Here is a 14,837-nt window from a genome sequence, read left to right on the forward strand (position 1 = left end):
GCCGCCCTCTTCCACCCCTCAAAACGGAAGCGGGCGGCCTGCCCACGTCGGCTACGATTTCAAGGTTCGTAGACGATACAGCCGACCCCAAAACCGACGATCGTCACCCCACGTAGCGACTTGGGAGCAGCCCGCGATGGCTCGACACCTCATCACCAGCGCCCTTCCGTACATCAACGGGATCAAGCACCTGGGCAACATGGTGGGGTCCATGCTCCCGGCGGATGTGTACTCCCGCTATCTGCGCCAGCGCGGCCACGACGTGCTCTACATCTGCGCGACGGACGAGCACGGTACCCCCGCCGAGCTGGCGGCGAAGGAGCTGGGCCTGCCGGTCGACGAGTTCTGCGCCCAGGCGCACGACGCGCAGAAGGCGGTGTACGACGGCTTCAATCTGGCCTTCGACTACTTCGGCCGCAGCTCGTCCCCGCAGAACCGCGAGATCACCCAGGAGATCGCCCGCGAGCTCAGGGCGAACGGGTTCATCGAGGAGCGGTCCATCCGCCAGGTGTACTCGAACGCCGACGGCCGCTTCCTGCCCGACCGGTACATCATCGGCACCTGCCCGCACTGCGGCTACGACAAGGCGCGCGGCGACCAGTGCGAGAACTGCACGCGCGTCCTCGACCCGACCGACCTGATCGACCCGCGGTCCGCGATCAGCGGCAGCAGCGATCTGGAGGTCCGCGAGACCAAGCACCTCTTCCTCCTCCAGTCGGCGCTGGCCGGCGAGGTGGAGGCATGGGTCGACGAGCGCGCCGACAACTGGCCGGTGCTGGCCTCCTCGATCGCCCGCAAGTGGCTCACCGAGGGCCTGCACGACCGCGCGATCACCCGCGACCTGGACTGGGGCGTCCCGGTCCCGGCCGACACCTGGCCGGACCTGGCGGCCGAGGGCAAGGTCTTCTACGTCTGGTTCGACGCCCCCATCGAGTACATCGGTGCGACGAAGGAGTGGGCGGACAAGGCCCCGGAGAACCGGGACTGGCGTTCGTGGTGGTGGGAGTCGGACGCGGACGTCCACTACACGCAGTTCATGGGCAAGGACAACGTGCCCTTCCACAGCGTGATGTTCCCGGCGACCCTGCTGGGCACCCGCGCGCCGTGGAAGAAGGTCGACGTCATCAAGGCCTTCAACTGGCTCAACTACTACGGCGGCAAGTTCTCCACGTCGCAGAGGCGCGGCGTCTTCACGCACGACGCGCTGGAGATCCTCCCGGCCGACTACTGGCGCTACTTCATGATGGCGAACGCGCCGGAGTCCGACGACTCCTCCTTCACCTGGGAGCACTTCACGGCCACGGTGAACAAGGACCTGGCGGACACGCTCGGCAACTTCGTCAACCGCGTGCTGTCCTTCTCCCGCAAGCGCTTCGGCGACGCGGTCCCGGAGGGCGGCGAGCCGGGCGAGGCCGAGGCGAAGCTCGGTGAGGAGATCGCCCGCCTCCTCGCGGAGTACGAGGAGCACATGGAGGCCATCCAGTTCCGCAAGGCGGCGGCCGCGCTGCGCGCCCTGTGGTCGGCCGGCAACTCGTACCTCGAGGAGAAGGCCCCCTGGCTGGAGATCAAGACGAACAAGGAGGGCGCGGCCCTCACCCTGCGCACGGCGATGAACCTGATCCACCTCTACGCGGTGGTCTCGGAGCCGTTCATCCCGACGTCGTCGGCGACGATGCGCTCGGCGTTCGACCTCAAGGACGACACGGCGACGTGGGTCACCCCGGAGGAGGCGAGGTCCCTGGCCTCGGTACCCGCCGGCACACCCTTCACCGTCCCGCCGGTCCTCTTCGCGAAGCTGACGGAGGACGACCTGGAGGCGTACAAGGAGCGCTTCGGCGGCGAGTCGGAGTAGCGCCCGCACGGTGACAGGGGCCCGGGGAGCAGACCGCTCCCCGGGCCCCTGTGCCATTCCCGGTCCAGAAGAGTGCCCCGGCCCGTCACGCGAACGGCCTGTCACGCGAAGGTGGCTCGGAACCGACCGTCGGTTCCGAGCCACCTTCGTTCAGGCGCCTACTTCGGCTGCGGCTTGCGCACCGAGAGGTGCAGCTCCCTCAGCCGCTCCTCGGGCAGTTCCGTCGGAGCGCCCATCATCAGGTCCTGCGCGTTGCCGTTGAGCGGGAACGCGATCGTCTCGCGGATGTTGGGCTCGTCGGCCAGCAGCATCACGATGCGGTCGACGCCCGGCGCGATACCGCCGTGCGGCGGGGCGCCGAAGCGGAAGGCCCGGAGCATGCCCGCGAACTGCTCCTCCACGGTCTCACGGTCGTAGCCCGCGATCTCGAAGGCCTTGAGCATGATCTCCGGCTCGTGGTTCCGGATGGCGCCGGAGGACAGTTCGACGCCGTTGCAGACGATGTCGTACTGCCAGCCCAGGATGTCCAGCGGGTCCTGGGTCTGCAGCGCCTCCAGGCCACCCTGCGGCATCGAGAACGGGTTGTGCGAGAAGTCGATCTTGCCGGTCTCCTCGTCCTTCTCGTACATCGGGAAGTCGACGATCCAGCAGAAGCGGAAGACGCCCTCCTCGAAGTGGCCGGCCCGCTTGGCGGCCTCCACCCGCACCGCGCCCATGATCTTCGAGACCTCGTCGAACTCGCCCGCGCCGAAGAACACCGCGTGCCCCGGGGCCAGGGACAGGCGCTTCGTCAGCTCCGCGACGTTCTCCTCGGTCAGGAACTTCGCGATCGGGCCCGACAGCGAGCCGTCCTCGGCGACGCGCACCCAGGCCAGGCCCTTGGCACCCAGCGAGACCGCGTAGTCACCGAGCTGGTCGAAGAACTTCCGGGGCTGGTCCTGCACGGACGGCACCGGCAGGGCGCGCACGTGCTTGCCCGCGAACGCCTTGAAGTCCGAGGCCTCGAAGATGTCGGAGATGTCGACCAGCTCCAGCTGGGCGCGCAGGTCCGGCTTGTCGGAGCCGTACTTCAGCATCGCCTCGCGGAACGGGATCCGCGGGAAGGGCGAGGTGACGTGACGGCCGCCGCCGAACTCCTCGAAGATCTCCGTCATGAGCTTCTCGATCGGCTGGAAGACGTCCTCCTGCTCGACGAAGCTCATCTCGACGTCGAGCTGGTAGAACTCGCCCGGCGAGCGGTCCGCGCGGGCGTCCTCGTCACGGAAGCAGGGCGCGATCTGGAAGTAGCGGTCGAAGCCGGAGATCATCAGCAGCTGCTTGAACTGCTGCGGGGCCTGGGGGAGCGCGTAGAACCTGCCCGGGTTCAGACGGGAGGGGACGACGAAGTCGCGGGCGCCCTCGGGGGAGGTGGCGCTGAGGATCGGGGTCGCCATCTCGTTGAAGCCCATCGCCGCCATCTTGTGACGGATGGCCGAGATCACGGCCGTACGCAGCATGATGTTGCGGTGCATGCGCTCGCGGCGCAGGTCCAGGAAGCGGTACTCCAGGCGCCGCTCCTCGTTCACCCCGTCCTCGGTGTTGATCGTGAAGGGGAGCGGGGCGGCCTCGCCCAGCACCTCCACCTCGCCGACCTCGATCTCGATCTCGCCGGTCGGCAGGTCCGGGTTCACGTTCTCCGTGCCGCGGGAGACGACCGTGCCGTCGACGCGGACGACCGTCTCCTTGGAGAGCTTGTCCAGCGCCTCGTACGCGGGCGTGCCGGGCCGGGCGACCAGCTGCGTGATGCCGTAGTGGTCGCGCAGATCGATGAAGAGGATGCCGCCCAGGTCGCGCCGATTGTGCAGCCAGCCGCTCAGCCGGACGTCGCTGCCGACGTCAGAGGCGCGGAGCTCGCCGCAGGTGTGGGACCTGTACCGATGCATCGTCGTTCATCCAGTCTTCGCGGATCGGGGTCTGCCCGGGGTCGCTCGCCCCCGGCGTCTCCGGGCGGGCACAGCCCGGACCTACCAAGGGTACCGGCCACCCCAAGATCGCCTCCCCCTCATGGTCGGCGGGGCGTGCACGGGCACCTCCGAGATAACCTCGAACACGTTCAAGATCGCCCTTTTCTTACCTTCGGTGGCACCCCACGATCACCTCTTCTTAGAGTGGGGCAATGCGCACTGGTGAGCCCCTGCCCGCCGTGGGGGACGTCCTTGCCCTTCTCGCGACCGGCCTGTGGCGCTACGACGCCGCCGCTGGACTCGTCACGCTGGACGCCGAGGCCGCGCGGCTGGTCGGGCTGCCCGCCGAGCCGACGACGCTGACCGAGGCGGGGATCCGGGCGCGCTTCCACCCGGTCGACTGGAACGAGGTGGACGGGATCGTCCAGCTCGCCCTCGCCGAGGGCACCATCGCGGAGGTCCGGATGCGGATCATGGACGAGCACGGGCGCGTGGTACGCACCGTACGCAGCCGCTCCAAGCCCTCGCACGACCCGGGCACCGCGAAGTACGAGCTGGTCGGCACGCTCCAGGAGGTCACCGAGCCCTCCCCGGGCGCCGCCGCGCGCTCCCCCGTCACCGGTGACTGGCGTCGCTCGCGCGAGGCGTTCCTGCTGGACGCGGGGCGCGCGCTGGCCGAGGCGCGCTCCACCCAGGAGGTGCTGCGGGTCGCTGCCGGGCTGTCGATGCCCGGCTTCTCGCCCGACGGGCTCGCGGTCTTCGGGGCCGAGGGCGACCGGCTGACCGTCGTCGGCCACTACGGGCAGAAGCCGGGGGACGAGGGTCCCTTCGCCCAGATGTCGCTGGACACGGACTACCCGGCCGCCGAGGTCGTCCGCACCGGCCGTGCCGTCTATCTGTCCTCGCCCGAGCAGTACAAGGCCCGCTACCCGGTCTCCTGGCCGCTCGCCGCACACTTCGGCCGCCAGTCCTGGGCGTTCCTGCCACTCACCGTGGCGGGCCGGACCATGGGCGCGTGGATGGCGGCGTTCAAGTACCCGGTCGCCTTCACACCCGACGAGCGCTCGGTGCTCACCACGGTCGCCCGCATGCTCGCCCAGGCCCTCTCCCGCGCGGGCGCCGCCGAGACGGAACGGGAGCTCACCGACGGGCTGCAGCGCTCGATGCTGCCCACGCTGGGCCCGCGGATACCCGGTATGGGCGTCGCCGCGCGCTACATACCCACCGGCGGCGGGCTCCAGGTCGGCGGCGACTGGTACGACATGATCCAGCTGCCGGGAGGCCGCTTCGCGCTCACCATCGGCGACGTCCAGGGCCATGACGTGCGTGCCGCGGGCCTCATGGGCCAGCTGCGGATAGCACTGCGCGCGTACGCCTGCGAGGGCCACCGCCCGGACGCCGTCCTCACCCGCGCCTCCCGCTTCCTGCACGGGATGACGTACGGCGACGACGGCGCCGAGCTGCGCTTCGCGACCTGCCTCTACGTGGAGGTGGACCCGGCGACGGGGACGCTGGAGATCGCCCGCGCCGGCCATCCCGACCCCGCGATCCGCATGGCGGACGGGACCGTGCTGATGCGGACGACCGCGGGCGGCCTGCCGCTCGGTATCGACCCGGACGCGGACTACCCGACCACCCGGCTGGTCCTGGAGCCCGGCGAGACCATGCTGATGTGCACGGACGGGCTGATCGAGACCGGCGGGCACGATCTGGACACGGGCTGGCGGCGGATCCGGCGGACCCTGGAGGAGCACGACGGCGACATGGAGGAGCTGGCCGACGCGCTGGTCCAGGCCGTGCACGGGCCCTCCTCGCACCACGCCACGGGGCCGCTGACCGACCGGCGCGAGGACGACATCGCCGTCGTGCTGCTGGGCCGGGTGGCCGAGGGCAGCGGCAGCGACGCCCTGGCCACCGGTGCGGGGCCGGTCGTGCGCCGCACGATGCTGACGGTGGCGCAGGCCGAGCCCGAGCGGGTCTCGGGGGCCCGGCAGCAGCTGCGTGAGCTGCTGCACGACTGGTCCTCCGAGGAGCAGGTCGACTCGGCGGTGCTCCTGGTCTCCGAGATGCTCACCAACGTCCTCGTCCACACCGACACGGACGCGCTCCTCGTCGCCGAGGTCTCCGGGGACCACCAGGACCGGCCGGACAGCACGGGCGGACGCCGGCTGCGCGTGGAGGTCACGGACGCCAGCGACGACCTCCCCCACCGCCGCCACCCCGGCGAACTGGCCTCCTCGGGCCGCGGCCTGGTCCTCACGGAACTGCTCGCGGACGCCTGGGGGGTGGACCCCCGGGGGGAGGGCAAGAGCACCTGGTTCGAGCTGTACGAGGAACCCACGAAGGAGCACGAGGAGCACGAGGGGCACGAGGGGCACGAGGAGAACGCGGAGCACAAGGAGAACGCGGAGGCGTAGAGCACACGCGGCTCCCGATTCGGTACGGCTTACGGTTCCGGCAACCCCGGGCACGGCACGGTTCCGGCGGCTACGGGCACTTCCGCCCCCCGCGGCCTCGGTCACGTACCCGGTGGCTCTCCCGTCCCCGGCACCCCCGGCCGTGCAGCCGCGCCGGGCTCCCCGCCCGCGTACCGCGCCCGCAGTTCGTGTGCCACCCCGAACGCCGCCGCCGTCAGCGGGACGGCCAGCAGCATCCCCAGGATCCCGGCCACCGACGCCCCCGCGGTGAGCGCCAGCAGCACCGCCGCCGGGTGCATCTGCACGGTCCGGCTCTGGATCAACGGCTGGAGCACGTGCCCCTCCAGCAGCTGCACGGCGACGACCACGCCGAGCGCCCACAGCGCGATGACGAACCCCCGGTCGGCGAGGGCCACCAGGATCGAGACCGCGCCGGAGATGAAGGCACCCAGATAGGGGATGTACGCGCCGACGAAGACGAGCGCGCCGAGCCCCAGCGCGCCCGGGACGCGCAGGATGAGCAGCCCCACGGTGATGCAGATCGCGTCGATGAGCGCGATGAGCGTGGTCCCCCGCATGAACCCCTCGATGGCCCCGAAGGCGCGCCGCGCCACGGCCCCCGCGGTCTCGGCGGTGCCGCGCGGCGCGAGCGAGTGCAGCGTGTCCGCGACCCGGTGGGAGTCGCGCAGGAAGAAGAAGACGAGCAGCAGCGCCAGAACCGCCATGGCGATGGTCTCGGCGACGACGCTGACCCCGCTGATCACGTTGGAGGCGGCGGTTCCGCCGAACTTGCCGAGCAGTTGCCCGGAGTGGGAGGCCAGGTCGTCCAGCGAGGCGCCGGCCGCCCCGAACTGCTGCGGGAGCGACTTCGCGGCCCGCCTCAGTGAGGAGATGATCTGGTCGGCGGAGTCGATGAGCGCGGCGACGACGATGTACACCGCCCCGCCGACCACGGCCGCGACGGCGACACAGGTCATCCCGGCGGCGAGCGACCGGTGCACACCGGCCCGCACGAGCCACCGGTGCAGCGGCCCGAGGAGCGCGGTCCCGAGCAGTGCGAGCAGCACGGGCACCACGGCCGTGCGCAACTCCCCGCACAGCCGGATCCCGACCCAGCCGACCCCGGCGACCAGCAGCACCACGACGCACCAGGCGGCGAGCCGGCGTACGGGGTCCGGAAGGAGCTGCACGTCCCCAGCCGATCACGCGAAGGGCGGGCTGTCCTGTGCGGACGGCCCGCCCGGGTGACGCGGTGTCAGGACCCCCGGACCGGAAGCCGGGTTCAGGCCCCCTGCGGGCCGCTCTCGGTCATCCCGTGCACCGCCGGGATCGTGCCGAGGCGTCCCTTCTGGAAGTCCTCGAAGGCCTGCTGGAGCTCGTCGCGGGTGTTCATCACGAACGGCCCGTAGTGCGCCATCGGCTCACGGATCGGCTGTCCGCCCAGCAGGACGACCTCCAGGTCCGGCGTGTGGGAGTCCTGCTTCTCGTCCGCGCGGACGGTCAGCGAGGAGCCGGCGCCGAACACGGCGGTCTGGCCGAGGTGGATCGGCCGCCGCTCCGTGCCCACGCTGCCGCGGCCGGCCAGGACGTACGCCAGACCGTTGAAGTCCTCGCGCCAGGGCAGCGTGATCTCGGCGCCGGGCGCCACGGTCGCGTGGATCAGGGTGATCGGCGTGTAGGTGATGCCGGGGCCCTGGTGACCGTCCAGCTCACCGGCGATGACGCGCAGCAGCGCGCCGCCGTCGGGGGTCGTCAGCAGCTGGACCTGGCCACCACGGATGTCCTGGTAGCGCGGGGCCATCATCTTGTCCTTGGCGGGCAGGTTGACCCAGAGCTGGATGCCGTGGAACAGGCCGCCGGACACGACGAGCGACTCCGGCGGGGCCTCGATGTGCAGGAGGCCCGAGCCCGCGGTCATCCACTGGGTGTCGCCGTTGGTGATGGTGCCACCACCGCCGTGGGAGTCCTGGTGGTCGAAGACGCCGTCGATGATGTAGGTGACGGTTTCGAAGCCGCGGTGCGGGTGCCAGGGGGTGCCCTTGGGCTCGCCCGGCGCGTACTCCACCTCGCCCATCTGGTCCATCATGATGAACGGGTCGAGGTGGCGGTAGTGGATCCCGGCGAACGCACGGCGAACCGGGAAGCCCTCTCCCTCGAAGCCGCTGGGCGCCGTCGTGACACCGAGCACGGGACGGGACACAGCGTCGGCCGACGCGACCACACGGGGCAGGGTCAGCGGGTTCTCGACGGTCACTGCAGGCATGTCGGTACCTCCTTGTGCGACCACTTTAGTTGATGGTTGAACTTTCTGCACCCCAGAACAGAGAAAGCCCGGAGGGAATTCCCTCCGGGCTCGGGGTGCGCCCCGACAGGGGCGCGGGGATCCGGCGACCTCCACCGCACGGGCTGCCTCAGCCGTACATCGACCGCACGGGCTGCCTCAGCCGTACATCGACCGCACAGGCTGCCTCAGCCGTACATACGCCGCATCGCGAACTCAACCATCTGTTCGACCGCCTTCGCGTCGAACACCATCCGGTGCTCCCCCTCCATGTCGAGGACGAACCCGTACCCCGTCGGCAGCAGGTCGATCACCTCGGCCCCCGTGATCACGAAGTACTTCGACTCCTTGCCCGCGTACCGCCGCAGCTCCTTGAGCGAGGTGAACATCGGGATCACTGGCTGCTGCGTGTTGTGCAGCGCGAGGAAGCCGGGGTTGTCGCCGCGCGGGCAGTACACCTTGGAGGTCGCGAAGATCTGCTGGAAGTCCTCGGCGGACATCGACCCCGTGGTGAACGCCCGCACCGCGTCCGCGAGCGACGGCGGCGACGGCTCGGGGTAGAGCGGCGGCTGCTGGCCGTACCCGCCGGGCATCTGCCCGCCCGGCATCTGCCCGGGCATCTGCTGCTGGGCCGAGGCGTACTGCTGCTGCGCGCCCGCGTTCTGGTAGCCGTACATGCCCCAAAGAGTAGTGGGCCACATATGCGCCATCGGGGGTTGATTCTTATTACCGACGGGTAGCATCATCGTTGCTACTTGTTGGTACGTGAACCACACGCGAGGAGACAGTGCCTCGCCGATCCCTCTACGGAGCCGTCGCCATGGGGCACTACAAGTCGAATCTCCGCGACATCGAGTTCAACCTCTTCGAGGTGCTCGGCCGCGACAAGCTGTACGGCACCGGCCCGTTCGCGGAGATGGACACGGACACAGCCAAGACCATCCTCGAGGAGCTCACCCGCCTGTCGGAGAACGAGCTGGCGGAGTCCTTCACGGACGCCGACCGCAACCCGCCGGTCTTCGACCCCGAGACGAACACCGCCCCGGTCCCGGCGTCCTTCAAGAAGAGCTACAAGGCCTTCATGGACTCCGAGTACTGGCGCCTCGGCCTGCCCGAGGAGATCGGCGGCACCACCGCCCCGCCGTCCCTGATCTGGGCGTACGCGGAGCTGATCCTCGGCTCGAACCCGGCGATCTGGATGTACTCGTCCGGCCCGGCGTTCGCCCGCATCCTCTTCGAGGAGGGCACCGAGGCCCAGAAGAAGATCGCGAAGATAGCCGTCGAGAAGACCTGGGGCTCCACCATGGTCCTCACCGAGCCCGACGCGGGTTCGGACGTCGGCGCCGGCCGCACCAAGGCGGTCCAGCAGGAGGACGGCTCCTGGCACATCGAGGGTGTGAAGCGCTTCATCACCTCCGGTGAGCACGACATGGAGGAGAACATCCTCCACTACGTCCTCGCCCGTCCCGAGGGCGCCGGCCCCGGCACCAAGGGCCTGTCCCTCTTCCTGGTCCCGAAGTACCTCTTCGACTTCGAGACCGGCGAGCTGGGCGAGCGCAACGGCGTGTACGCCACGAACGTCGAGCACAAGATGGGCCTGAAGGCCTCCAACACCTGCGAGATGACCTTCGGCGACCGCCACCCGGCCAAGGGCTGGCTGATCGGCGACAAGCACGACGGCATCCGCCAGATGTTCCGCATCATCGAGTTCGCCCGCATGATGGTCGGCACGAAGGCGATCTCCACCCTGTCCACCGGCTACCTGAACGCGCTGGAGTACGCCAAGGAGCGCGTCCAGGGTCCGGATCTGGCCAACTTCATGGACAAGACCGCGCCCAAGGTCACCATCACGCACCACCCGGACGTGCGCCGCTCGCTGATGACGCAGAAGGCCTACGCCGAGGGCATGCGTGCCCTCGTCCTCCACACCGCCTCCGTCCAGGACGCGATCGCGGTCAAGGAGGCGAACGGCGAGGACGCCTCCACCGAGCACGCCCTCAACGACCTGCTCCTGCCGATCGTCAAGGGCTACGGCTCCGAGAAGGGCTACGAGCAGCTCGCCCAGTCGCTGCAGACCTTCGGCGGCTCCGGCTTCCTGCAGGAGTACCCGATCGAGCAGTACATCCGCGACGCCAAGATCGACACGCTCTACGAGGGCACCACCGCGATCCAGGGCCAGGACTTCTTCTTCCGGAAGATCGTCCGCAACCAGGGCGCCGCGCTGAACTCGCTCGCCGAGGACATCAAGAAGTTCCTGGCGCTCGGCACGGGCGGCGAGGAACTGGCGGGGGCCCGCGAGCACCTGGCCAAGGCGGCCGTGGAGCTGGAGGCGATCGTCGGTCTGATGCTGAGCGACCTCGCGGCCACCGAGCAGGACGTCAAGAACATCTACAAGGTCGGCCTGAACACCACCCGCCTGCTGCTGGCCTCCGGTGACGTGATCGTCGGCCACCTGCTGCTGAAGGGTGCCGCGGTCGCCGCCGAGAAGCTGGAGACGGCCTCGGCCAAGGACAAGGCGTTCTACACCGGCAAGATCGCGGCGGCGAAGTTCTTCGCGGCCAACGTGCTGCCGGGCGTGACCCTGGCCCGCAAGGTGGCCGAGGGCGTGGACCTGGACCTCATGGAGCTGGACGAGGCCGCGTTCTAGGACCCGCCCGGCTGGGATCCCGTCCTCGGCGACGCCTCCGGAGGGCCCCGGACCCTGTCCGTCCGGTCAGCCCTCCAGCCCCTCCACATCCTCCTTACGAGGGCCCGCTCCCCATCACCGGGAGCGGGCCCTCGTCCGTCGTTAAGGTGAACCCATGAGCACAAGCGCCCGCTTCGATCGCGGCCACACCGACGACCTCATGTCCTTCCTGGCGGCGAGCCCGTCGCCCTACCACGCCGTGGCGAACGCCGCGGAGCGGCTGGAGAAGGCCGGTTTCCGGCAGGTCGCGGAGACGGACGCGTGGGACGGCACGAGCGGTGGCAAGTACGTGCTGCGCGGGGGCGCGATCGTCGCCTGGTACGTCCCTGAGGGCGCCGATCCGCACACGGCGTTCCGGATCGTGGGCGCGCACACCGACTCCCCGAACCTGCGGGTGAAGCCCCGCCCCGACAGCGGCGCGCACGGCTGGCGGCAGATCGCGGTGGAGATCTACGGCGGCCCCCTGCTGAACTCCTGGCTGGACCGCGACCTGGGCCTGGCGGGCCGGCTGACCCTGCGCGACGGCTCGACCCGTCTGGTGAACATCGACAGACCGCTGCTGCGCGTGCCGCAACTGGCCATCCACCTGGACCGGTCCGTCTCCTCCGAGGGACTGAAACTCGACAAGCAGCGCCATCTGCAGCCGGTCTGGGGCCTGGGCGACGACGTGCGGGACGGCGACCTGATCGCGTTCCTGGAGGAGGAGCTGGGCCTGGCCGCGGGCGAGGTGGCGGGCTGGGACCTGATGACCCACTCCGTCGAGCCACCGTCCTATCTGGGCCGGGACAAGGAGCTGGTGGCCGGCCCGCGGATGGACAACCTGCTGTCCGTGCACGCGGCCACCGCGGCACTGGCGGCCGTGGCCACCTCCGGCGCCGCCCTCCCGTGCATCCCGGTGCTCGCGGCCTTCGACCACGAGGAGAACGGCTCCCAGTCCGACACCGGCGCCGACGGCCCCCTGCTCGGATCGGTGCTGGAGCGCTCGGTGTTCGCGCGGGGCGGATCGTACGAGGACCGGGCGCGGGCCTTCGCCGGCACGGTCTGTCTGTCCTCCGACACCGGGCACGCCGTCCACCCCAACTACGCGGAGCGGCACGACCCGACGCACCACCCGCGGGCCAACGGCGGCCCGATCCTCAAGGTGAACGTCAACAACCGCTACGCCACCGACGGGACCGGCCGTGCGATCTTCGCGGCGGCCTGCGAGAGGGCCGGCGTCCCCTTCCAGACCTTCGTCTCGAACAACGCGATGCCCTGCGGCACGACCATCGGCCCCATCACGGCGGCCCGTCACGGCATTCGGACGGTCGACATCGGCACGGCCATCCTGTCGATGCACAGCGCCCGTGAACTGGCCGGCGCGGACGACCCCCACCTGCTGGCGAACGCACTGGTGGCGTTCCTGGAGGGCTGACCCCAACTGCCGCCCGCCCGGCCGAAGGAGCGGCGCAATCCCCTCCGCATGCCGCCCGATCTGCGGGGTACCCGGACCGGGGCCGGAAGGACCGGACCCACAGGGAGGGCAGGACTCATGGGCCTGGGTGGATGCATCATCCTGATAGCCGTGGGGGCCATCCTCGCGTTTGCGACGAACTGGCACCTGAACGGCGTCGACCTTCACCTGGTCGGCTTCATCCTCATGGTCGTCGGTCTGATCGGGGTGGCAACCTTCAGCAGCATCGCCCGTCGGCGGCGCGTCGTGATGCCGCCCGCACCGGTGGTCGAGGAGGAGCGGCACCATCACCATCACCGTGACGGGTACGGCGACGGGTACGGGATCTAGGGCGCCCGCCCGGCCGAGCGCTACTCCGCGTCGTCCATGCCCGCCAGCACCAGCGGAAGCCGGGTCGCCCCGCCCTCCGCGAGACGGACCGGAACGCCCCAGTCCTGCTGGTGGACGTGGCACGCCGGGTACTCGGTGGAGCCCGCGGCGGATGCAGGGTCGTCGCAGGACGCGGCCATCGCCGAGACGTGCAGGACGCCCTCCGGTATGGACGGGTCGAGCTCCAGCTCGCGCGTGAGGTCCGTGTCCCCTCCCTCGCCCTTGAGCAGCAGCCCGGGCGGGGTCGAGGAGACCAGCAGACGGGTCGACGGGCCGTAGCGTGTGTCCAGCTTCTGGCCGGCCGGGGCCTGGAAGATCACGTCCAACCGGAGCCTGCCCGGCGCCACTTCGGTCGCCGCGCGCTGGGTCCGGTGGGCGACCGAGGAGACCTGCACCGCCTCCTCGGGCAGCCGCAGCCGGGTCAGCCGGTGGCGCGCCGACTCCACGACCACGATGTCGCCCCCGACCAGCACCGCGTCCGACGGCTCCCGCAGATCCGTGGCGAGCGTGGTCAGCTCGTCCGTCGCCGGATCGTAGCGCCGGAGCGCGTGGTTGTAGGTGTCGCTCACCGCGACCGAGCCGTCCGGCAGGGCGGTCACGCCCAACGGGTGCTGCAGCAGCGCCTGTTCGCCCGCGCCGTCCCGGTGACCGAAGTCGAACAGCCCCGTGCCGACCGCCGTGTGGACCGCGCCATCCCGGTCCACCCAGCGCAGGGCGCTCGTCTCGGAGTCCGCCAGCCACAGCCGCTCCCCGTCGGCCGACACCGCGAGCCCCGACGGCTGTGCGAACCACGCCTGAGCACCCGGGCCGTCCACCAACCCCTCGTTGGTGGTGCCCGCCGACACCGCGACCGTGGCCGTGCGCGGGTCGTACGTCCACAGCTGGTGCACACCCGCCATCGCGATCCAGACCCGGCCGTCGAAGACCGCCACGTCCCACGGCGACGAGAGGTCCACCTCCCGGGCCGGCCCCGACGTCGGCGAACCCTGCCACCACTGCTTGCCGGTGCCCGCGAGCGTGGTGACCTGACCGGTCGCCAGGTCCAGGCGGCGCAGCGCGTGGTTCACCGTGTCCGCGACGACCACCGCGCCCTCGTCCAGCAGCGCCAGACCCTGCGGCTCACTGAAGCCCGCCGCCTCCGCGGGGCCGTCGGCGAAGCCCCGTACGCCCGAACCGATACGGCGTACGACCGTCTCGCCGTCCGCCGCCAGCTCCACCAGCTGGTGCCGGGTGGTGTCGCTGACCAGGAAGGTCCCGGACGGCAGCAGGACCGCCTTGCCGGGGAAGCGGAGGGTCGTGGGCTCGGGCTCCGGCGCCACGTACGGGCCGTCACCGCGGCGGAGCGTGCCCTTCGCCGCGTGCTCCTCCTCCAGCTCCTCGACGAGCCGCGCTATCGCGTGGGCGTGGCCCTCGCCCGCGTGCTGGGCGACCACGTACCCCTCGGGGTCGATGACGACGAGCGTGGGCCAGGCGCGCACGGCGTACTGCTTCCAGGTGGCGAGCTGCGGGTCGTCGAGAACCGGGTGCTCCACCCCGTACCGCTCGACCGCGTCCACCACCGCCTGGTGGTCCGCCTCGTGGACGAACTTCGGAGAGTGCACGCCGATGATCACCACGGTGTCGCGGTGCTTGGCCTCCAGCTCGCGCAGCTCGTCCAGGACGTGCAGACAGTTGATGCAGCAGAACGTCCAGAAGTCGAGGATGACGATACGTCCTCGCATGTCGGCGAGGGTGTACTGCTCTCCGCCGGTGTTCAGCCAACCGCCCTTGCCGATGAGCTCGGGGGCGCGGACACGGACGCGACGCGGTGTGGAGTCGTTCATGGGTCAAGAGTGC

Annotated in this window: 10 protein-coding genes; 5 read left to right on the plus strand and 5 right to left on the minus strand. The window is 70.4% G+C overall.

The annotated features are described in order from the left end of the window. Nucleotides 1-136 precede the first annotated feature (136 nt). A complete protein-coding gene (metG, locus tag ASC56_RS16800) occupies nt 137-1,852 on the plus strand; it encodes a methionine--tRNA ligase (RefSeq protein WP_055492218.1) in 1,716 nt (571 codons plus the stop codon). Nucleotides 1,853-2,010: 158 nt separating this feature from the next. On the opposite strand, the gene aspS is transcribed toward metG, so the two are convergent. Further along, complete coding sequence (aspS, locus tag ASC56_RS16805; RefSeq protein ID WP_055492219.1) at nt 2,011-3,774, minus strand: aspartate--tRNA ligase; 1,764 nt, start codon at nt 3,772-3,774, stop codon at nt 2,011-2,013. 233 nt (nt 3,775-4,007) lie between these two features. On the opposite strand from aspS, the gene ASC56_RS16810 reads away from it, so the two are divergent. Beyond that, entirely contained in the window at nt 4,008-6,212 is a 2,205-nt protein-coding gene (locus tag ASC56_RS16810; protein ID WP_055492220.1) for a SpoIIE family protein phosphatase, read from the plus strand. Between the two features lie 101 nt (nt 6,213-6,313). Here the strand turns inward: ASC56_RS16810 and ASC56_RS16815 are convergent, their stop codons facing one another. The 3 genes from ASC56_RS16815 to ASC56_RS16825 form a co-directional block, all read right to left on the minus strand. Beyond that, entirely contained in the window at nt 6,314-7,402 is a 1,089-nt protein-coding gene (locus ASC56_RS16815; RefSeq protein WP_055492221.1) for an AI-2E family transporter, read from the minus strand. Between the two features lie 92 nt (nt 7,403-7,494). Next, nucleotides 7,495-8,475: a pirin family protein gene (locus ASC56_RS16820; protein WP_055492222.1), complete on the minus strand. Its 981-nt coding sequence runs from the start codon at nt 8,473-8,475 to the stop codon at nt 7,495-7,497. Between the two features lie 206 nt (nt 8,476-8,681). Further along, complete coding sequence (locus tag ASC56_RS16825; protein WP_055492223.1) at nt 8,682-9,170, minus strand: SseB family protein; 489 nt, start codon at nt 9,168-9,170, stop codon at nt 8,682-8,684. A gap of 143 nt (nt 9,171-9,313) precedes the next feature. Between ASC56_RS16825 and ASC56_RS16830 the strand changes: the two genes are divergently transcribed. From ASC56_RS16830 to ASC56_RS16840, 3 genes are all read left to right on the plus strand, one after another. After that, complete coding sequence (locus tag ASC56_RS16830; RefSeq protein ID WP_055492224.1) at nt 9,314-11,140, plus strand: acyl-CoA dehydrogenase; 1,827 nt, start codon at nt 9,314-9,316, stop codon at nt 11,138-11,140. A 154-nt stretch (nt 11,141-11,294) separates the two neighbouring features. Continuing rightward, the gene (locus ASC56_RS16835) at nt 11,295-12,593 is read left to right on the plus strand and encodes a M18 family aminopeptidase (protein ID WP_055492225.1); all 1,299 of its coding nucleotides are present in this window, start codon (nt 11,295-11,297) and stop codon (nt 12,591-12,593) included. A gap of 117 nt (nt 12,594-12,710) precedes the next feature. Beyond that, nucleotides 12,711-12,962 carry a DUF6458 family protein gene (locus ASC56_RS16840; protein WP_055492226.1) on the plus strand — a complete coding sequence of 84 codons (252 nt, stop codon included), beginning with the start codon at nt 12,711-12,713 and terminating at the stop codon, nt 12,960-12,962. A 20-nt stretch (nt 12,963-12,982) separates the two neighbouring features. Here the strand turns inward: ASC56_RS16840 and ASC56_RS16845 are convergent, their stop codons facing one another. Then, the gene (locus ASC56_RS16845; RefSeq protein WP_055492227.1) at nt 12,983-14,824 is read right to left on the minus strand and encodes an NHL domain-containing thioredoxin family protein; all 1,842 of its coding nucleotides are present in this window, start codon (nt 14,822-14,824) and stop codon (nt 12,983-12,985) included. Nucleotides 14,825-14,837: the final 13 nt, after the last annotated feature.

It is taken from the genome of Streptomyces sp. TP-A0356, from assembly GCF_001417775.1.
Taxonomy (GTDB): domain Bacteria; phylum Actinomycetota; class Actinomycetes; order Streptomycetales; family Streptomycetaceae; genus Streptomyces.

What these genes read in the sequence shown, in the direction of transcription:
- ASC56_RS16830 (WP_055492224.1), top strand. Translation starts at nt 9,314, where the DNA reads ATGGGGCACTACAAGTCGAATCTCCGCGACATCGAGTTCAACCTCTTC.
- ASC56_RS16840 (WP_055492226.1), top strand. Translation starts at nt 12,711, where the DNA reads ATGGGCCTGGGTGGATGCATCATCCTGATAGCCGTGGGGGCCATCCTC.
- ASC56_RS16825 (WP_055492223.1), bottom strand. Translation starts at nt 9,170, where the DNA reads ATGTACGGCTACCAGAACGCGGGCGCGCAGCAGCAGTACGCCTCGGCC.
- aspS (WP_055492219.1), bottom strand. Translation starts at nt 3,774, where the DNA reads ATGCATCGGTACAGGTCCCACACCTGCGGCGAGCTCCGCGCCTCTGAC.
- ASC56_RS16810 (WP_055492220.1), top strand. Translation starts at nt 4,008, where the DNA reads ATGCGCACTGGTGAGCCCCTGCCCGCCGTGGGGGACGTCCTTGCCCTT.
- ASC56_RS16845 (WP_055492227.1), bottom strand. Translation starts at nt 14,824, where the DNA reads ATGAACGACTCCACACCGCGTCGCGTCCGTGTCCGCGCCCCCGAGCTC.
- ASC56_RS16820 (WP_055492222.1), bottom strand. Translation starts at nt 8,475, where the DNA reads ATGCCTGCAGTGACCGTCGAGAACCCGCTGACCCTGCCCCGTGTGGTC.
- metG (WP_055492218.1), top strand. Translation starts at nt 137, where the DNA reads ATGGCTCGACACCTCATCACCAGCGCCCTTCCGTACATCAACGGGATC.
- ASC56_RS16835 (WP_055492225.1), top strand. Translation starts at nt 11,295, where the DNA reads ATGAGCACAAGCGCCCGCTTCGATCGCGGCCACACCGACGACCTCATG.